This is a genomic window from Luteimonas saliphila (assembly GCF_016774335.1).
Classification (GTDB): Bacteria; Pseudomonadota; Gammaproteobacteria; order Xanthomonadales; family Xanthomonadaceae; genus Luteimonas; species Luteimonas saliphila.
Genome location: NZ_JAETWA010000042.1, coordinates 13,121 through 30,065 on the forward strand (window position 1 = coordinate 13,121; position 16,945 = coordinate 30,065).

16 protein-coding genes and 1 tRNA gene are annotated in these 16,945 nt (G+C 70.2%); 9 read left to right on the plus strand and 8 right to left on the minus strand.

Translation table 11 applies throughout. The annotated features are described in order from the left end of the window. The first annotated feature begins 475 nt into the window (after positions 1-475). From rpmI to JMO03_RS12770, 9 genes are all read left to right on the plus strand, one after another. Positions 476-673: a 50S ribosomal protein L35 gene (gene rpmI, locus JMO03_RS12730; protein WP_024889803.1), complete on the plus strand. Its 198-nt coding sequence runs from the start codon at positions 476-478 to the stop codon at positions 671-673. A gap of 13 nt (positions 674-686) precedes the next feature. Next, a complete protein-coding gene (gene rplT / locus JMO03_RS12735) occupies positions 687-1,046 on the plus strand; it encodes a 50S ribosomal protein L20 (RefSeq protein ID WP_202843891.1) in 360 nt (119 codons plus the stop codon). Between the two features lie 301 nt (positions 1,047-1,347). After that, positions 1,348-2,343, plus strand: coding sequence for a phenylalanine--tRNA ligase subunit alpha (gene pheS / locus JMO03_RS12740; RefSeq protein ID WP_202843892.1), 996 nt, complete (start codon positions 1,348-1,350; stop codon positions 2,341-2,343). A 98-nt stretch (positions 2,344-2,441) separates the two neighbouring features. Further along, positions 2,442-4,829 (plus strand): phenylalanine--tRNA ligase subunit beta, encoded by a 2,388-nt coding sequence (gene pheT, locus JMO03_RS12745; protein WP_202843894.1) that lies wholly within the window; start codon positions 2,442-2,444, stop codon positions 4,827-4,829. Between the two features lie 19 nt (positions 4,830-4,848). After that, on the plus strand, positions 4,849-5,151 hold the full coding sequence (locus JMO03_RS12750) for an integration host factor subunit alpha (protein ID WP_202843895.1): 303 nt from the start codon (positions 4,849-4,851) through the stop codon (positions 5,149-5,151). Next, positions 5,144-5,500 (plus strand): MerR family transcriptional regulator, encoded by a 357-nt coding sequence (locus JMO03_RS12755; RefSeq protein ID WP_202843896.1) that lies wholly within the window; start codon positions 5,144-5,146, stop codon positions 5,498-5,500. The genes JMO03_RS12750 and JMO03_RS12755 overlap by 8 nt, the downstream gene beginning before the upstream one ends. Positions 5,501-5,587: 87 nt before the next feature. Continuing rightward, positions 5,588-5,664: transfer RNA gene (locus tag JMO03_RS12760), tRNA-Pro, on the plus strand. A 109-nt stretch (positions 5,665-5,773) separates the two neighbouring features. Continuing rightward, positions 5,774-6,244 (plus strand): cupin domain-containing protein, encoded by a 471-nt coding sequence (locus JMO03_RS12765; protein ID WP_202843897.1) that lies wholly within the window; start codon positions 5,774-5,776, stop codon positions 6,242-6,244. Positions 6,245-6,285: 41 nt separating this feature from the next. Beyond that, complete coding sequence (locus JMO03_RS12770; RefSeq protein WP_202843898.1) at positions 6,286-7,350, plus strand: TraB/GumN family protein; 1,065 nt, start codon at positions 6,286-6,288, stop codon at positions 7,348-7,350. A 7-nt stretch (positions 7,351-7,357) separates the two neighbouring features. On the opposite strand, the gene JMO03_RS12775 is transcribed toward JMO03_RS12770, so the two are convergent. From JMO03_RS12775 to JMO03_RS12810, 8 genes are all read right to left on the minus strand, one after another. Further along, on the minus strand, positions 7,358-8,410 hold the full coding sequence (locus tag JMO03_RS12775; RefSeq protein WP_202843900.1) for a diguanylate cyclase: 1,053 nt from the start codon (positions 8,408-8,410) through the stop codon (positions 7,358-7,360). A gap of 224 nt (positions 8,411-8,634) precedes the next feature. Further along, positions 8,635-10,545, minus strand: coding sequence for a 1-deoxy-D-xylulose-5-phosphate synthase (dxs, locus tag JMO03_RS12780; protein ID WP_202843901.1), 1,911 nt, complete (start codon positions 10,543-10,545; stop codon positions 8,635-8,637). A gap of 53 nt (positions 10,546-10,598) precedes the next feature. Next, entirely contained in the window at positions 10,599-11,696 is a 1,098-nt protein-coding gene (locus JMO03_RS12785; RefSeq protein ID WP_202843902.1) for a hypothetical protein, read from the minus strand. 166 nt (positions 11,697-11,862) lie between these two features. Further along, complete coding sequence (locus tag JMO03_RS12790) at positions 11,863-12,531, minus strand: HNH endonuclease (protein WP_425491845.1); 669 nt, start codon at positions 12,529-12,531, stop codon at positions 11,863-11,865. A gap of 91 nt (positions 12,532-12,622) precedes the next feature. After that, a complete protein-coding gene (locus JMO03_RS12795; RefSeq protein WP_202843904.1) occupies positions 12,623-13,012 on the minus strand; it encodes a hypothetical protein in 390 nt (129 codons plus the stop codon). 58 nt (positions 13,013-13,070) lie between these two features. Further along, positions 13,071-13,835: a methanethiol S-methyltransferase gene (gene mddA / locus JMO03_RS12800; protein WP_202843906.1), complete on the minus strand. Its 765-nt coding sequence runs from the start codon at positions 13,833-13,835 to the stop codon at positions 13,071-13,073. Between the two features lie 164 nt (positions 13,836-13,999). Beyond that, positions 14,000-15,064 carry an alpha/beta fold hydrolase gene (locus tag JMO03_RS21380; RefSeq protein ID WP_202843908.1) on the minus strand — a complete coding sequence of 355 codons (1,065 nt, stop codon included), beginning with the start codon at positions 15,062-15,064 and terminating at the stop codon, positions 14,000-14,002. Between the two features lie 79 nt (positions 15,065-15,143). Next, positions 15,144-16,934, minus strand: coding sequence for an acyl-CoA dehydrogenase C-terminal domain-containing protein (locus JMO03_RS12810; protein ID WP_202843910.1), 1,791 nt, complete (start codon positions 16,932-16,934; stop codon positions 15,144-15,146). Positions 16,935-16,945: the final 11 nt, after the last annotated feature.

Consider the following 16,945-nt stretch of genomic DNA (forward strand, 5'->3'; position numbering starts at 1 on the left):
CCGCGACCGCCCCTGCGACGGATCACCCAGCCCGATGCGGCACTCGCGGCGAAGCATCGCGTTCGCGGGCCATGGCGCCACGCGACCCAGTGAGCATTCGGTATACCTGGGGGATGCGAGCCATCGCGGCTTAAGCCGCTCCTACAGACTCCCGCACCTGTAGGAGCCGCTTCAGCCGCGCGGCACTGCACGCGGTGCCCGGCGGGCACCGGGCTCCCCCGGCCCCAGCGGACGCTCCCAAAGCCACTGAATTGCAGCAGAAACCGGGAACGGGCATAATGGCCGGCCCGGTTCGCCGGGTGCTGTATGCAAGACCCTAGGACCCGCCCTCGTTTCCTCGTGGAAACAGGGGCTTACAAACCGGTCAGGCAGGATGGAAAGCCCGTTCGCGCGAACGGCTTCGCGGCGTAGCCGCAAGCCTCGAGCCAGGAACGGCGCCCGGGCCAGTACTCGAAACGACCCCAAGGACATCGCAATGCCCAAGATCAAGACGCATCGGGGCGCGGCCAAACGCTTCCGGAAGACCGCTTCCGGCAAGTACAAGGCAGGCCACGCCAACCGCAGCCACATCCTCACCAAGAAGGCGACCAAGCGGAAGCGCAACCTCCGGCAGACGAATCATGTTCGTGCCGAGGACGCGGGCCGTCTGGACCGCATGCTTCCGTATCTCTGAGGAGGGCTGAACAATGGCACGAGTCAAGCGCGGCGTGCAGGCGCGCCGTCGTCACAAGAAGGTTCTCGGCCGCGCGAAGGGCTATTACAACGCCCGTCGCAAGGTCTTCCGCGTCGCCAAGCAGGCGGTCATCAAGGCGGAGCAGTACGCGTACATCGGCCGCAAGCAGAAGAAGCGCAACTTCCGTTCGCTGTGGATCACCCGCATCAACGCGGCGGCCCGCATCAACGGCATGAGCTACAGCCGGTTCATGAACGGCCTGCTCAAGGCCGGCATCACCCTGGACCGCAAGGTGCTGGCGGACATCGCCGTGCACGACGCGGCAGGGTTTGCGGCCCTGACCGAAAAGGCGAAGGGCGCGCTCGCGGCGTAATGCATGTCCCCGTCGCTGCCGGCAGACATGCCGGGCGGACGGCGGGAGACAAGTTGGTACACGCATGGGGAAGGGCGCAAGTCCTTCCCCATTCGTTTTTTCAGGGGTCCGGCCATACCGTGGTTGCCATCTCCGCAGTTGTCATCCCGAGCGAAGCGAGGGATCTGCCGTCCGATCGATGCGGGATCCCCAGATCCCTCGCTTCGCTCGGGATGACAAGGCAGGGAGCTCGGGATGACAAGGCAGTGAGCGGGCCGAGGCTGCCAGGACCGGGGATGGGTTCAAGAACCGAGGACGTTCGATGAGCGGGATCGAATCACTGTCGGAGCAGGCGCTGGCCGACATCGCCGCCGCGCCCACCGCCGACGCGCTGGAGGCGCTGCGGGTCGCGCTGCTCGGCAAGAGCGGCCGTATCACCGCGCAGCTCAAGTCGCTGGGTACGCTGCCCGCCGACCAGCGCAAGGCGGCGGGCGAGGCGATCAACCGCGCGCGCGACGCCGTCGGCGAGGCGCTGGTCGCGCGCAAGGCGGCGCTGGAGGACGCGGAACTCGACGTACGCCTGGCCGGCGAGCACGTCGACGTGACGCTGCCCGGGCGCGACGCCGACCGCGGCGGCGTGCACCCGATCAGCCGCACGATGTCGCGCATGGCCGACATCTTCGGCAGGCTCGGCTACGAATCCGCCGACGGCCCCGAGATCGAGGACGACCACCACAACTTCGAGGCGCTGAACTTCCCGCCGCACCATCCGGCGCGGGCGATGCACGACACCTTCTATTTTGGTGATGGCCGCCTGCTGCGCACGCATACCTCGGGCGTGCAGGTGCGTTACATGGACACGCATCAGCCACCCTTGCGCATGATCGCGCTGGGCAAGGTGTACCGCTCCGACTCTGACCAGACTCATTCGCCGATGTTCCACCAGTGCGAAGGCCTGCTGGTGGACGAGCACTCCACGTTCGCAGACCTCAAGGGCACGCTGGCCGAGTTCGTGCGCGCGTTTTTCGAGCGCGATTTCGAGATGCGCTTTCGCCCGAGCTATTTTCCGTTCGTCGAACCCGGCGCCGAGCTCGACATCGCCTGGCAGCGTCCGGATGGCAGCACGCGCTGGCTGGAAGTGCTGGGCTGCGGCATGGTGCACCCGAACGTGTTGCGCAATTGCGGCATCGACCCGGAGCGCTACACCGGTTTCGCCTTCGGCATGGGGGTCGAGCGCTTGGCGATGTCGCGTTACGGCGTCGACGACCTGCGCGCGTTCTTCGACAACGACCTGAGGTTCCTCAGGCAGTTCGCGTAGTCGGTCAACGTGTCATCCCGAGCGCAGCGAGGGATCTGGCTTCACTCCGCCGGACGCGGGATTCCTCGCTGCGCTCGGAACGACAAGGTGGTGGTGCAATGAAATTCAGCGAGAACTGGCTCCGTACGCACGTGCCCACCGACGCGACCCGCGAGCGGCTGGTCGAGGTGCTGACCGCCATCGGCCTGGAGGTCGAAGAGGTGACCGCGCTGGGCGAGACGCTCGACGGCGTGGTCGTCGCGCGCATCGTCTCGGCCGAGCGCCATCCCGAGGCCGACCGCCTGCAGGTGTGCCAGGTCGATGCCGGCGGCGCGCAGCCGCTGCAGATCGTCTGCGGCGCGCCGAACGCGCGAGCCGGGCTGGTCGCGCCGCTGGCGACCATCGGCGCGACGCTCGGCGCGCTGACGATCAAGGCCGCGAAGCTGCGCGGCGTCGAATCCAGCGGCATGCTGTGCTCGGCGAAGGAGCTGGGCGTCGACGCCGACGCCTCGGGCCTGCTGGAACTGCCCGACAACGCGCCGGTGGGCACGCCCCTGGCCGATTACCTCGGCCTGCCCGACGCCAGTATCGAGATCAAGCTCACTCCCAACCGCGCCGACTGCTTCAGCCTGCGCGGGATCGCCTTCGACGTGGCCGCCGCGGTGGACAGCGAGGTCGCCGCGTACGACGCCACGCCGGTCCCCGCCACCAGCGATGCGCAACTTGCAGTCGAACTGCACGCCGGCGCGGACGCGCCACGCTATGTCGGCCGCGTGATCGAAGGCGTCGACGCGCGTGTGTGCACCCCGGTGTGGATGGCCGAACGTCTGCGCCGCAGCGGCATCCGTCCGCTGAGTTTCCTGGTCGACGTCACCCAGTACGCGATGCTCGAACTCGGCCAGCCGATGCACGCCTTCGACCGCGACCTGCTGCAGGGCCCGGTGGGCGTGCGCCGCGCACGCGCGAACGAAACGCTGACCCTGCTCGACGGCCGCGACGTGGTCCTGGACGAAGAGTTCCTCGCAATCACCGACGCCGACCGTCCGGTCGCGCTGGCCGGGGTGATGGGCGGGTTCGATACCCGGGTCACCGAGGCCACGCGCAACGTGTTCCTGGAGGCCGCGCACTTCGCCCCGGCCGCGATCATCGGCCGCAGCCGCCGGCTCGGCATGCATACCGACGCCGCGCACCGCTTCGAGCGCGGCGTCGACCCGTCGCTGCCGCGCACCGCGATCGAGGTCGCCACCAGGCTGATCGTCGACATCGCCGGCGGTCGGCCGGGGCCGGTGGCGGAGGCGTCGCTGCACGAGCACCTGCCGCAGCCGCAGCCGATCGTGCTGCGCCGCGCGCGCTTGGCGCGCGTGCTCGGGCTCGCCGTGCCCGATGCCGAGGTCGAGCGCATCCTGCGCGCGCTGGGGATGGACGTGGCCGCCGTCGACGCCGGCTGGCGCGTGCTGTCGCCGAGCCGCCGCTTCGACATCGCGATCGAGGAAGACCTGATCGAGGAAGTCGCCCGCATCCACGGCTACGACGCCATCCCGACCACGCTGCCCGGCGCTGCCGCGCGTATCGCCGCCCCCAGCGAAACGCGCGCGGGCGAGGACGAGCTGCGTGCGCAGCTGGTGGCTCGCGGCTACTTCGAGGCGGTGAACTTCGCCTTCGTCGACGAAGCCCTGCTGCGGCGTTGGCAGGCGGTCGAGGGCAGCGTGCCGCTGGCCAACCCGCTCAGTACCGAACTCGGCGTGATGCGCACGCGGTTGCTGCCGGGCCTGGTCGCGGCGCTCGGCCGCAACCTCGCGCGCCAGCAGTCGCGGGTGCGGCTGTTCGAGATCGGCAAGGTGTTCTCCGCCTTCGCGGGGACTGGTGCGCCGTTGGAGACCCAGCGCATCGCCGCGGCGATCCATGGCGATGCCCACGCCGAACAATGGGGCGTGCCTGCGCGTGCCGCCGATTTCCACGACCTCAAGGGCGATCTCGACAGCCTCGCCGCCTGTGCCGGCGCGCGGCTCGACTACCGTCCGTCGCAGGCCGCGCACGGGCACCCGGGACGCAGCGCCGAGGTGTGGCGCGTGGACGGCGAAGCGGAAGAATTGCTCGGCTGGATCGGCGAACTGCATCCGCGCCTGCTGCGCGCGCTGGACCTGGACGGCGCCGTGATCGCCTTCGAACTCGACCTGGCGCCGCTCCAGCGCCGCGCGATCGCGCGGGCGCAGGGCCTGTCGCGGTTCCCGTCCGTCCGCCGGGACATCGCGTTCGTCGCCCCGGACAGCGTGTCCTGGGCCGCCCTGGAGGCGACCATCCGCACCGCCGCGGGCGCGCTGCTGGCCGATGTCCGGCTGTTCGACCGTTATCTCGGAAAGGGGGTCGAGCCGGGATTCAGAAGTCTCGCAACCGGCTTGATTCTGCAGGATAAATCGCGCACTCTCACCGACAGTGACGTGGATGTTGCAGTGGCCGGGGTCATGACCGCATTGCAGGACGCACACGGCGCCAGGATCAGAAGCTGATGGTGCATCGGGGGACAGCGTGGCGTTGACCAAGGCGGAAATGGCCGAGAAGCTTTACGAGGAAGTCGGGCTCAACAAGCGCGAGGCGAAGGAGTTCGTCGACGCGTTCTTCAACGTGCTGCGCGAAGCGCTGGAACAGGGCCGCCAGGTGAAACTCTCCGGCTTCGGCAATTTCGACCTGCGCCGCAAGAACGAACGCCCGGGCCGCAACCCCAAGACCGGGGAGGAGATCCCGATATCCGCGCGCACCGTGGTCACGTTCCGCCCCGGGCAGAAGCTCAAGGAACGCGTGGAAACCTTCGCAGGCACGCGCGATGCTTGATCCCGGCAGCAACCGCGAACTCCCGCCGATCCCGGCCAAGCGCTACTTCACCATCGGCGAGGTCAGCGAGCTGTGCGACGTCAAGCCGCACGTGCTGCGCTACTGGGAAACCGAATTCCCGAGCCTGAGCCCGGTCAAGCGCCGCGGAAACCGCCGCTACTACCAGCGCCACGACGTGCTGATGGTGCGCCAGATCCGCGGCCTGCTCTACGAGCAGGGCTACACCATCGGCGGTGCGCGCCTGCGGCTGGAGGGCGACGGCGCGAAGCAGGAGTCGGCGATGAGCAGCCAGATCGTGCGCCAGGTGCGGATGGAGCTGGAAGAAGTCCTGGCGCTGCTGAAGCGCTAGTCGCGCCCGGCCCAGCCGTCCGCCTGGTGGTTCGGGCGCCGGGCATGCCTGCCGGCCCGTCGGGTCGCGTATAATCGCCAACCAATCCGGGGTATAGCGCAGCCTGGTAGCGCACTTGTCTGGGGGACAAGTGGTCGTCGGTTCAAATCCGGCTACCCCGACCAGATCACCGGAAGCCCGCCGCAAGGCGGGCTTTTTCATGCGTGGCGTTGCGACCCGCTAGCGCCGGGCGGGGGCTCCCGGAATCGCCGCGCGCCGCTACCATGCCGACGCATGGAAGAATCCGAACGCGAACTGATCGCACGCCATGGGCTCGAGCCGCATCCGGAAGGCGGGTACTACCGGCGCGTGCATGCGTCGGCGGTCGAGGTGGAAGTCAACGGTCGGCGCCGGCCGGCGATGACCGCGATCCGCTACCTGCTCGGCGCAGGCGGGCGCAGCGAATGGCATCGCGTGGATGCGGACGAGGCCTGGCACTGGCAGCAGGGCGGCGCGCTGGACCTGCTGCAGTTCGACCCGGTCCGCGGCACGCTGTCGCGCACGCGGCTGGGGCCGCCGTCGGCGGGGGAGGCGCTGTCGTGCATCGTGCCGGCGGGCACGTGGCAGTCGGCGCGCGCCGGCGACGCCTGCGTGCTGGTCGCGTGCACGGTCGCGCCGGGCTTCGTCTGGGAAGGCTTCGAGCTGCTCGACCAGGGCAGCGACCTCGCGCGGGAACTGCAGCGGCTCGACGCGGTCAAGCAATGAGCGTCGACGGCCGCACGCCGTCGAGAACACGGATGCCCTCCATGACTGTTGCCGGTTTGTTGCCGCTCCTGCTGCTGCTCGGTTCCGCAGCCGTCTGCGCGCAGGAGGACGCCACCCCCGTCGAGTCGTCGCCGCAGATAGCGGACCTCGCCGAACCGGCCGCAACGCTCGCCCCGCCCGAGGACGGCCCGCAGATCGTCGATCACGAGACCGTGGTCGTTTCCGGCCTCCTGCCCGGCCCGGGCCTGTGGAAGGTGCGCAAGGACGGGCACGTGCTGTACGTGATGGCCACGGTCTCGCCGCTGCCCAAACGGATGCAGTGGGAATCGGCCGGTCTCGAATCGGTCATCGCGCGCTCGCAGCAGGTGCTGCTGCCGCCGTCGTTCACGCTCGATGCGGGCGTGGGCGTGTTTCGCGGCATGCTGCTGTTGCCGTCGCTGCTCAAGGCGCGTCGCAATCCGGACGGGGCGACGTTGCAGCAGATCGTGCCGCCCGAGCTGTACGCACGCTGGGTGCCGCTCAAGCGACGTTACCTGGGCCGCAACCGCGGCGTCGAGCAGTGGCGGCCGATCTTCGCGGCGCAGGAGCTATACGAGGCGGCGATGGACGACTCCGGACTCGGCCGCGAGGACGTGGTCGACAAGGCGGTCCGGCGCATGGCCAGGCGCCACGACGTCGAACTGCGCGCGGTCAACTACAAGCTGGAAATCGAGAACCCCAAGGCGGTGATCCGCGAGTTCCAGGAGACCACGCTCGCCGACACCGAGTGCTTCGAGAAGACGCTGTCGCGGATCGAAGGCGATCTCGAGCTGATGCGGCAGCGGGCCAATGCCTGGGCCACCGGCGAGGTCGACGCGCTGCGCTCGCTGCCGATCGAGAACCAGTACAGCACCTGCGTCCGCGCGATGACCGAGAACGGGCTGGCGCGCAAGCTTGGCGTCGCCGACCTGCGGCCGCGCCTGGACGCGATGTGGATCGCGGCCGCCGAGGAAACGCTGGCGGCGAACGCGTCCAGCTTCGCGATGCTGCCGCTGTCACTGGTGACCGCGCCCGACGGCTACCTGGCGCGCCTGCAGGGCAGGGGCTACGTGATCGAGTCGCCCTGAGCGGCGCTCAGGATTCGATCCGGTCGCGGCCGCCGCGCTTGGCGCGATACAGCGCGGCATCGGCCTCTTCGATCCACTGTTCCAGGGAATCGTGGCCGCCGTGCGCCGGCGCCATGCCGATGCTCGCGGTGATGCGCGTGTCCCCCAATGCGGCGACGCCGATGCGGCGGATCTCGCGGCGGATCGCCTCGGCGACCAGGCGTGCGTCGCCCGGCGGCGTGGCGTGCAGGACGATGCCGAATTCGTCGCCGCCGTAGCGGCCGGCATCGTCGCTCTCGCGCAGGCCGGCGCGGATCGCGTCGGCCACCGCGCGCAGCACGTCGTCGCCCACGGCGTGGCCGTGGCGATCGTTGGCGAGCTTGAAGTGGTCGATGTCGAGCAGCAGCAGGGTCGCGGGAATGCCTTCGGTCTGTCGCAGGTGCAGCGCCCGGTCGGCCAGCGCCTGCCAGTGCCGGCGCGCGTGCAGTCCGGTCAGCGAATCGGTGCGGCTGAGTTCGTCGAGCAGGCGGTTCTTCTGGCGGATCTGCTGGACCATGCGGTTGCTGGCCAGGCTCACCGCGATGCTGTGGATCAGCAGCATCGGCAGGGACACCAGCATCACCGTCGTGCTGGTGTCCGGGCGCACCGCGAACCCGGTCGCGAGCCCGCCGAGCAGCAGTCCGGCCGCGAACACCGGCAGCGACCACAGCCACAGCCGCGGGATGCCGGTGCTGATCTTGTCCACGGTCACCAGGGTGAACAGCAGCACGCTCGGCAACAGGTTGAACTGCATCATCGCCACCCAGAAGCCGGTCTGGGCCGAGTCCAGCAGCAGGTTGCGCAGTTCGGCGCGATAGGGCGAAGCGTTGCTCCGCGCCACCAGCAGGGCCAGGTGCGGCCACGCCAGGCCGGTGAACGCGCACAGGCTCCAGACCAGCGGCGAGGCGCCGTTCTCGCGCAGCACCGCGGCGATGCACAGCGCACCCAGGCCCATGCCGAGCAGACGGAAGATGTAGGTGCGTTGTGGGAGCCGGTCGAAGCCGTGGGGCGCCCGGCCCGACCGGCCGCTGTTCGTCTGCACGCCACGTCTCCCCGGCGAATGCGGCAAGCGGTGCCGGCGGCAGGCCGGCGTCCCGATGATTCTAGCGGGCGATGTCCGGCGGCGGGCGCCGACGCCGGGCGAGAGCGGATGCGGCCGGCCGGATCGCGACGGCGCCGGATCCACGGACAGACGGGGCGCGCCAGCGGCACGCGTGGTGGCGACCGATGCCGGCGCGAGCGGCCCCGGCAAGCCGCCCGGCATTCTCAGCCCGACGCGCTGAGCCTGGCGGGAGGCTCGCCGGCCTGCGGCCAGCGCCTGACGATCGCATCGCGGATGCCGGTCGCGTCGAGCCCGGCCTCAGCCAGCAGCGCCTCGCGGCTGGCGTGGTGCTGGAACGCATCAGGCAGGCCCAGTTGCAGCACCGGCAGCAGCACGCCTTGCGCCTGCAGCAGCTCGAGCACGCCGGAGCCGGCGCCGCCCATCACCACGTTGTCCTCGAGCGTGACGAAGCCCTCGTGGGTCTGCGCCAGCTCCAGCACCAGCGCACGGTCGAGCGGCTTGACGAAGCGCATGTTGACCACGGTCAGGCCCAGCTCGGCGCCGACCTGCTCCGCCACCGGCACCAGCGCGCCGAAGGCGAGCAGGGCCAGGCGCGCGCCCTGGCGGCGCACCTGCGCCTCGCCGATCGGCAGGGAGTCGAGCGCCTGGCCCGGCGCCACGCCCGGACCGGTGCCGCGCGGGTAGCGCACCGCGGCCGGCCCCCGATGGGCGAAGCCGGTGCTGAGCATCTGCCGGCACTCGCGCTCGTCGGCGGGCGCCATCACCACCATGTTCGGCACGCAGCGCAGGAAGCTCAGGTCGAGGTTGCCGGCGTGGGTCGCGCCGTCCGGGCCGACCACGCCGCCGCGGTCGATCGCGAACAGCACGTCGAGGTCCTGCAGGGCGACGTCGTGCACCAGCTGGTCGTAGCCGCGTTGCAGGAAGGTCGAATAGATCGCCACCACCGGCTTCGCGCCCTCGCAGGCCATGCCCGCGGCCAGCGTCACCGCGTGCTGCTCGGCGATGGCGACGTCGAAATAGCGCTCCGGATACTCCTTGCTGAAGCGCACCAGGCCGGACCCTTCGCGCATCGCCGGAGTGATGGCCAGCAGTGCGGGATCGGCCGCGGCCATGTCGCACAGCCAGTCGCCGAAGACGTCGGTGTAGGTCGGCTTCTTCGCGCCGGCCTTGGCCACCAGGCCCTTGCTCGGATCGAACGGCGCGACCGCGTGGTAGCCGATCTGGTCGCCCTCGGCCAGTTCGTAGCCCTTGCCCTTGGTGGTGATCACGTGCAGCAGCTGCGGACCCTTCAGGCCCTTGAGGGTCTTGAGCGCGCCGACCAGCGCCTTCACGTCGTGGCCGTCGATCGGGCCGGTGTAGTGGAAGCCCATTTCCTCGAACAGCGTGGACGGCACGAACATGCCCTTCCAGTGCTCTTCCCAGCGACGCACGAAGCGCGCGGTGCCGCTGTTGCGCTTGTCGCCGAGGATCTTCTTGCCGCCCTCGCGCAGCGCGTTGAGCGTCGAACTGCTGGTCATGCGGCCGAGCATGCGGGTGACGCCGCCGACCGCTTCGGAAATCGACATGCGGTTGTCGTTGAGGATCACCAGCAGGTCCGGTTCCGGATCCATGCCGCCGGCGTGGTTGAGCGCCTCGTAGGCCATGCCCGCGGTCATCGCGCCGTCGCCGATCACCGCGACCACCCGACGCCCGTTGTCGGTGCGGGCGTTGGCGATGGCCATGCCCAGCGCGGCCGAGATCGAGGTCGAGGAATGGCCGACGCCGAAGGTGTCGTACTCGCTTTCCTCGCGCTTGGGGAACGGTGCCACGCCGCCGGCCTGCTTGACGGTGTGGATGCTGTCGCGGCGGCCGGTGAGGATCTTGTGCGGGTAGGTCTGGTGGCCGACGTCCCAGACGATGCGGTCGTCCGGGCTGTCGTAGCTCCAGTGCAGGGCGGTGGTCAGTTCGACCACGCCCAGGCCGGCACCGAAATGGCCGCCGGACCGGCCGACGGACTCGATCAGGTAGCCGCGCAGTTCATCGGCGATGGCGGGCAGTTCGGCTTCTTCGAACTGGCGCAGCTCGGCCGGGCTGCCGATGCGCGCGAGGCGCGGGTAGCGCGTGGAATCGATCATCCGCGCATTGTAAATCCTGCGCCGGGGGCGCGACGTTCACGCTCCGGCCCGGCTCAGCGGCCGCGCAACCGTCCCAGTAGTCCGCCGGACCGGGGCGGGGCGGCGGGTTCCGCCGGCTGCTCGGGCACCGCCTCGGCGACCCCGGTGGCCAGGTTGGCGTTCACGAAGTCGGCGATTTCCCCGGGCGCGATGCCGCTGGCCTCGGCGATCTCCTCGAGCTTCGCCGGCCCCTTCATCATCGCCGTGGCGATGCGGAAGTGGCGCGGGAACTCGCGCTCGGTCTGCGGCCAGCGGTTGAGCTGGTACTTCGCCCCCGGGTCGTAGCCCGGCAACAGGTGGCCCTGGCCGCTGACCAGGCCGCCGAGCCAGACCAGCCGCAGCAGCGGCTGGGCCGCGCCGGCATCGGCGCTTTCCTGCTCCCACGCGCCCGCCTCCATCGGCTCCAGGTCCTGGCGCGCGACCTCGCCCTCGAAATACTGCATCAGCGGCTTGAGCGCGGACGGCCCATGGTAGGCGCGGGCGTCGGCATCGATCAGCAGGGTGGGCCCGCTGGGGCGACGGTAGCGCAGGCGACCGCGCAGCTCGCCGCTGGTGAGCCAGCCCAGCAGGTTGGCCGAAGTGGCGGCCGCGACCGGCGCGGTAACCGGCTCCGCTTCCGGTTCCGGGGTCGCCGCGGGCCCGGGTGGCGGTCCCGCAATCGGCGCGGTCGGGGATGGCACGGATCCGGGTAGGGGTTCGTCGCCGGCGGCGGGCTCGATCGCCTCGGCGACGGCAGGCGCGGCCGCCTCGGCGACCGGCGCTGCCGGGCTGGCCGCGGCTCGCGGTTCCACCGGAGCCGGCGAGGCCGCGTCGCCGGCGATCTCCTGCAGCAGCGCCGTCAGGGTGTCGACGCTGAACGGCCGCGACAGCCGGAAGTCGGTCTGCGTGCGCATCGCCGAAGTCAGCCCGACCACGCGCTTGCCCGAGGCATGCAGGCGCAGCCAGCTCATCGGTCCGTACATGCTGTCCATGTCGACCACGATGTGGTCGGCCTGGGTTTCGGGCAGCAGCTGCCAGCGTCCGGCCAGGCGCTCGTTGGCTTCGAGGAAGGCCGCCTTGAGCGCGGCTTCAGTGGCTGGATCCATCCCGGCCAGGCCGATGGTCAGGGACATGCGCAGGTTCGCTCGTGGAGGACCGCGCGAGTGTAAACCAGCGGCATCGCGCCCGGTGCCGCGGTCGTGGTGGCGCGCATCGGCCAGCCTCGCGAGGCCGGGAGGGGCGTCGCCGATGCGGGTTCGCGGAGCCGGCGTGGCGCGCGGCACCGGCGCCACGGATCCGCTATTGCGGCAGGCGCCTGCGCTTGGGCAGGTGCGAGGTGAGGAAGGCCATCTGGTCGGCCAGGATGTTGCGGTTGCTCAGGATCAGGTGTTCGATCCAGCTGGGCCGGTACGGCACCGCCAGCAGCGGCATCGACGCCTGTTGCGGAGTGCGTCCGCCCTTGCGCGAGTTGCAGTGGAAGCAGGCGCAGACCACGTTCTCCCAGGTGTCCCTGCCGCCCTTCGACAGCGGCATCACGTGGTCGCGCGTGAGCAACTGGCGGCTGTAGCTCTTGCCGCAGTACATGCACAGGTGCTGGTCGCGGGCGAACAGCGCGGCATTGGTCAGCGCCGGCGTCGGATCGAGCGCATGCGCGCGGACGTGGCCGCGCGCGGCGATGATCGGGTGCAGTTCGAGGATGCTGCGCAATCCGGTCTGGCGGCAGGTGCCGCCATGCACGCTCAGGCAGGGATCGCCCAGGGTCCAGGCCACCGCCTCGCGCGCGTACAGGCAGGCCGCGTCCTGCCAGCTGATCCAGTTGAGCGCGCGGCCGTGGGCATCGAGCGACAGCAGGCGTACCGAGTCGAGGCGCGCGGGCAGGGTGTACGCCGCCATCATGCCGTCGGCGGGGTCCGGTCCCGCGTGGGTCCCGATCCGGTTCAGGCGTCGATTTGCGCTGTCGGCCTCCATCGGAAGCCAAGCTTATACGCAATTGGTGACGTCTTGTGTAGGCGAGGCGCCGCTCGCGCGCGGCCCGCGGAGGAGGGCCGGCGCGATGGCGTCAGGCGCGATCGCTGCCGATGCGCCGGGCATGGTCGATCAGCGCCTCCAGGCTGTTCGAGCCGCCGGCATCCTCGCTGCGCGTCGCGCCGGCGTCGGCCAGGCGGGAATGGACGCTGCCGACGCGGAGCCCGAACAGGTCGAGCGCGGTGAAGAAGGCGGGCTCGTCGCCGCGCAGCAGGGCATGGACGTCTTCGAACTGGTCGTTGGTCATGAACAGCGACGTTCCCGCGTTCGTGAATCGCACGAACTCCGCAGGCAGCGTCGCGACGAAACTGACCGTCGCGCTGCCGCCGGACTCCAGCTGCAGGCGCGCCTGGCGCGTGATCTCGTGCAGGTTGCTGCGAACCACCGAGACCGAGTACGAGGTGATGGGGTCGGAAATGGGCATTGCAGTGACTCCGATGAATTCCGGGGAAGGCCGCGACGACCGCGGACGGCTCGCGGGATTACCGCGACCGCGCCACGGAGCCGACCGGCTCGCGCCGCTTCGGCAACGGCAACAGCATCGGCACCTCGCGCTGGTAGCGGCGGTAGGCCTCGCCGTGCATGGAGAGCAGGTCACGCTCTTCGAGCAGCTTCACCGCGAGCACGATGTAGCCGGTGGTCGCCAGCGCGAACAGCAGATGGCCCTGGCTCATCTGCGGCGTGGCCCAGAACGCGATCAGGAAACCCAGCATCAGCGGATGGCGCACCATGCGGTAGAGCGAACGCGTGACGAAGGGCAGGTGTGCCGCCGTCTTCCCGCGCGCATGCAGCCAGACCTGGCGCAGGCCGAACAGTTCGCAGTGGCTGATCAGGAACGTGCCGACCAGCACCAGCAGCCAGCCGCATGCGGACAGTGCGTAGAGCGTCCAGTACAGCGCGGGCGTGTCGACCTGCCAGACGGGTGCCGGCATCGGCCGCCACCAGGCGAACATCGCCACCAGGGCCAGGCTCGCGCACAGCACGTAGGTGCTGCGTTCGACGTGCTCGGGCACGAAACGCGTCAGCCAGCGCTTGAACGCGGGCCGGGCCATCACGCTGTGCTGGGCGGCGAACAGGCCCAGCAGCGCCGCATTGACCAGCAATGCCGGCAGTAGCGGACCGGCGGGACCGCTGTCGATGTGCTTGGGCACGCCGAGCCCGGCGACGAAACCGATGGCATAGGTGAAGGTCGCCAGGAACACGAGGTAGGAAATGACGCCGTAGAACAGGGCAAGGACGCGGGGCATGGAGGTCTCCGGGGGGCAGGGCCGCGATGCCTGCTGCACGGGGGCGCGGCGTGGCATCGGGTGAGCCGTCATGCTCGCGCGCCCGCGTCCTTCCACCAATGGAAAGATTGTCCCGATCCCGGGTAGAACGCCCACCAGACGGGACGTTTGTCCCGGTCGCAGGCTCAGGCCGGATCGATCAGCTGGTGCGCGTGGGCGTGGGCGATCGCCGCCGCGCGGCTGTGCACGCCCAGCTTCGCGTAGAGGCCGGTGAGCTGGTTGCGCACGGTCTTTTCGGAGATACCCAGGCGCGAGGCGATCTCGGCGTTGCCCAGTCCCTGGCACAGCAGCGGCAGCAGTTCGCGCTCGCGCCGGCTGAATCCGGCGGGCGCACCCGCGGCGGCCGCCTGAACCCCGGTGAACGCGAGCACCGCATCGCGGAAAGCGGTCCACGCCGGCTCCGGCTCGAGCAGCACGTGGTTGCATGAATCCAGTTCCACGAACTCGGCCCCGGGAATACCGCTCGCCAAGCGCACGCCTTCGGAAAACGGCACCACCTGGTCGCGCCGCCCGTGCAGTACCAGGGTAGGCACCCGCACCCGCGCCAGCAGTTCGCGCACGTCGACGTTCGCACGCGCCTCCATCAGCGTCGCACCGATCTCGCCGCGCGTGGTCTTGAGGCAGAGCTCGTTGAGCCAGCCGACCTGCTGCGCATCGCCGGTGGGGATGAAGCGCGAGGTGAACAACTGGCGGAAGGCCGGGTTGCCATGGTCCCAGCCGCTGCGCAGCAGCTCCACCACGGCGCGGTAGAGCCGCGCGGCCTCGGCGTCCTCGCGCCGGTAGGCGCCCACCACGTAGCCACCATAGAGGATCAGGTGCGAAACGCGTTGCGGGTGTCGCACGGCATAGGCCACTGCGGTGGCCGCCCCCTGGCTGATGCCGAGCAGGACGAATGGCCGCTCGATGGCGGCGGCGTCCACCACCTGCTCGAGGTCGTCCAGCCAGCGCTCGGAGGACAGGTCGCCGACCTCGCGGTCGCTCATGCCGCAGCCGCGCTCGTCGTGGCGGATGTAGCGGTAGTGGCCGGCGAGAAAGCGCATCCAGTGGCGCCAGACCGGGCTTTCCCAGTCGTACTGGAGATGGGTCAGCCAGTTCGCGGCCTTGACCAGCGGCAATCCCTGCCCGGACTCGGCCCACGCCAGGCCGATGCCGTCGCCGGTACGCAGGTAGCGGATGCGTTGTTGGCCCATGGTCTGCAGGCTACAACGCAGCCGCGGCCGCGGAGCGGCCCTGCGTCGGCGTGCGCCCGTGGCCGGTCGCCGACGCGGTTCAGGCGTCGAACGCGGCCTCGTCCAGCGCCAGCAGCGGCGCCGGGCCGCTGTCGATCGCGGCCTTGTGCGCGAGCGTGCGCGACAGCAGGCGGGCGAAGTAGAAGCGCGCCGTCTCGCGCTTGGCGTCCTTGAACGCCTGCGGCTGCGACGAGACGTCCGCCGCGGCCACGCTGCGCGCCCACCAGTAGGCCAGCGCGACGTAGCCCGAGTAGAACAGGTAGTCGTACGCGGCCGCGCCGATCTCTTCCGGATCGGACATCGCCCGCTTGCCGATCGAGAGCGTCAGCGCCTGCCATTCGCCGGCCTTCTCGCGCAGCGGCGCCACGAACTCGGCCAGCGCGGCGTTGCCGGCCTGCTCCTCGCAGAACGACTGCACCAGGCCGAGGAACACCTTCAGTCCCGCGCCCTGCAACTGCATGGTCTTGCGCCCCATCAGGTCCAGCGCCTGGATTCCGGTGGTGCCCTCGTACAGCGTGGTGATGCGCGCATCGCGCGCCAGCTGCTCCATGCCGTGCTCGGCGATGTAGCCGTGCCCGCCGTAGCACTGCAGCGCGTGGTAGGTGCACTCCACGCCCCATTCGGTGAGGCAGGCCTTGACGATCGGGGTGAGGAAGCCGAGCAGGTCGTCCGCCTGCTTGCGCTCGGCCTCGCTCGCGCCGTGGGTGGCGATGTCGACCTGCAGCCCGGCGTGGTACGACAACGCGCGCCCGCCTTCGATCAGCGCCTTGCAGGTCAGCAGCATGCGGCGCACGTCGGGCTGGACGATGATCGGATCGGCCGGCTTGCCGGGGAACTTCGCCCCCGACAGCGCGCGCGACTGCAGCCGTTCGCGCGAGTAGCGCAGCGCATTCTGGTACGCGCGCTCGGACAGCCCCAGCCCCTGCATGCCGACGCCGATGCGCGCGGTGTTCATCATGGTGAACATCGCCGCCAGGCCCTTGTGCGGCTGGCCGATGAGGTAGCCCTGGGCGCCATCGAAGTTCATCACGCACGTCGCCGAGGCGTGGATGCCCATCTTGTGCTCCACCGCGCCGCAGCGCAGCGCGTTGCGCGCGCCCTGGGTGCCGTCGCGCGCGACCTGGAACTTGGGCACGATGAACAGCGAGATGCCCTTGCTGCCGGCGGGCGCATCCGGCAGCCGCGCCAGTACCAGGTGCACGATGTTCGGGGTGAGGTCGTGCTCGCCGGCGGTGATGAAGATCTTGGTGCCGGTGATCGAATGGGTGCCGTCGCCGTTCGGCTCGGCGCGTGTCTTGAGCAGGCCGAGGTCGGTGCCGCAATGCGGTTCGGTCAGGCACATGGTGCCGGTCCATTCGCCCGACACCAGCTTCGTCAGGAACACCTCGCGCTGCCATTCCTCGCCGTGGTGCAGCAGCGCGCTGGCGGCACCGTGCGAGAGCAGCGGGAAGTTGCCCCAGGCCAGGTTGGCCGCGTCGATCATTTCCTCCAGCGGCATGCCCAGCACGTGCGGCAGGCCCATGCCGCCGTAGGCGGTGGGCGCGGCCAGGCCGCCCCATCCACCGTCGGAGAACTGCACGTAGGCGTCGCGGAAGCCGGGCGCGGTGGTGACGCTGCCGTCGTCCTTGTCGTAGCGCACGCCGAATTCGTCGCCGACGCGGTTCAACGGCGCCAGCACCGTGTCGCAGAAGCGCGCGGCCTCGTCGAGCACGGCGTCGACGGTCTCGCGACCCGCGTCCTCGAAGCGCAGGTGGCGGAAGCTGGACTCGACGTCGAGCACGTCGAAGAGCGCGAAACGGATGTCGCGCAGCGGTGCGGAGTAGCTGCTCATCGGGAAATGTC

What these genes read in the sequence shown, in the direction of transcription:
- rpmI (WP_024889803.1), top strand. Translation starts at nt 476, where the DNA reads ATGCCCAAGATCAAGACGCATCGGGGCGCGGCCAAACGCTTCCGGAAG.
- rplT (WP_202843891.1), top strand. Translation starts at nt 687, where the DNA reads ATGGCACGAGTCAAGCGCGGCGTGCAGGCGCGCCGTCGTCACAAGAAG.
- pheS (WP_202843892.1), top strand. Translation starts at nt 1,348, where the DNA reads ATGAGCGGGATCGAATCACTGTCGGAGCAGGCGCTGGCCGACATCGCC.
- pheT (WP_202843894.1), top strand. Translation starts at nt 2,442, where the DNA reads ATGAAATTCAGCGAGAACTGGCTCCGTACGCACGTGCCCACCGACGCG.
- JMO03_RS12755 (WP_202843896.1), top strand. Translation starts at nt 5,144, where the DNA reads ATGCTTGATCCCGGCAGCAACCGCGAACTCCCGCCGATCCCGGCCAAG.
- JMO03_RS12765 (WP_202843897.1), top strand. Translation starts at nt 5,774, where the DNA reads ATGGAAGAATCCGAACGCGAACTGATCGCACGCCATGGGCTCGAGCCG.
- JMO03_RS12770 (WP_202843898.1), top strand. Translation starts at nt 6,286, where the DNA reads ATGACTGTTGCCGGTTTGTTGCCGCTCCTGCTGCTGCTCGGTTCCGCA.
- dxs (WP_202843901.1), bottom strand. Translation starts at nt 10,545, where the DNA reads ATGATCGATTCCACGCGCTACCCGCGCCTCGCGCGCATCGGCAGCCCG.
- JMO03_RS12785 (WP_202843902.1), bottom strand. Translation starts at nt 11,696, where the DNA reads ATGTCCCTGACCATCGGCCTGGCCGGGATGGATCCAGCCACTGAAGCC.
- JMO03_RS12790 (WP_425491845.1), bottom strand. Translation starts at nt 12,531, where the DNA reads ATGGAGGCCGACAGCGCAAATCGACGCCTGAACCGGATCGGGACCCAC.
- JMO03_RS12795 (WP_202843904.1), bottom strand. Translation starts at nt 13,012, where the DNA reads ATGCCCATTTCCGACCCCATCACCTCGTACTCGGTCTCGGTGGTTCGC.
- mddA (WP_202843906.1), bottom strand. Translation starts at nt 13,835, where the DNA reads ATGCCCCGCGTCCTTGCCCTGTTCTACGGCGTCATTTCCTACCTCGTG.
- JMO03_RS21380 (WP_202843908.1), bottom strand. Translation starts at nt 15,064, where the DNA reads ATGGGCCAACAACGCATCCGCTACCTGCGTACCGGCGACGGCATCGGC.
- JMO03_RS12810 (WP_202843910.1), bottom strand. Translation starts at nt 16,934, where the DNA reads ATGAGCAGCTACTCCGCACCGCTGCGCGACATCCGTTTCGCGCTCTTC.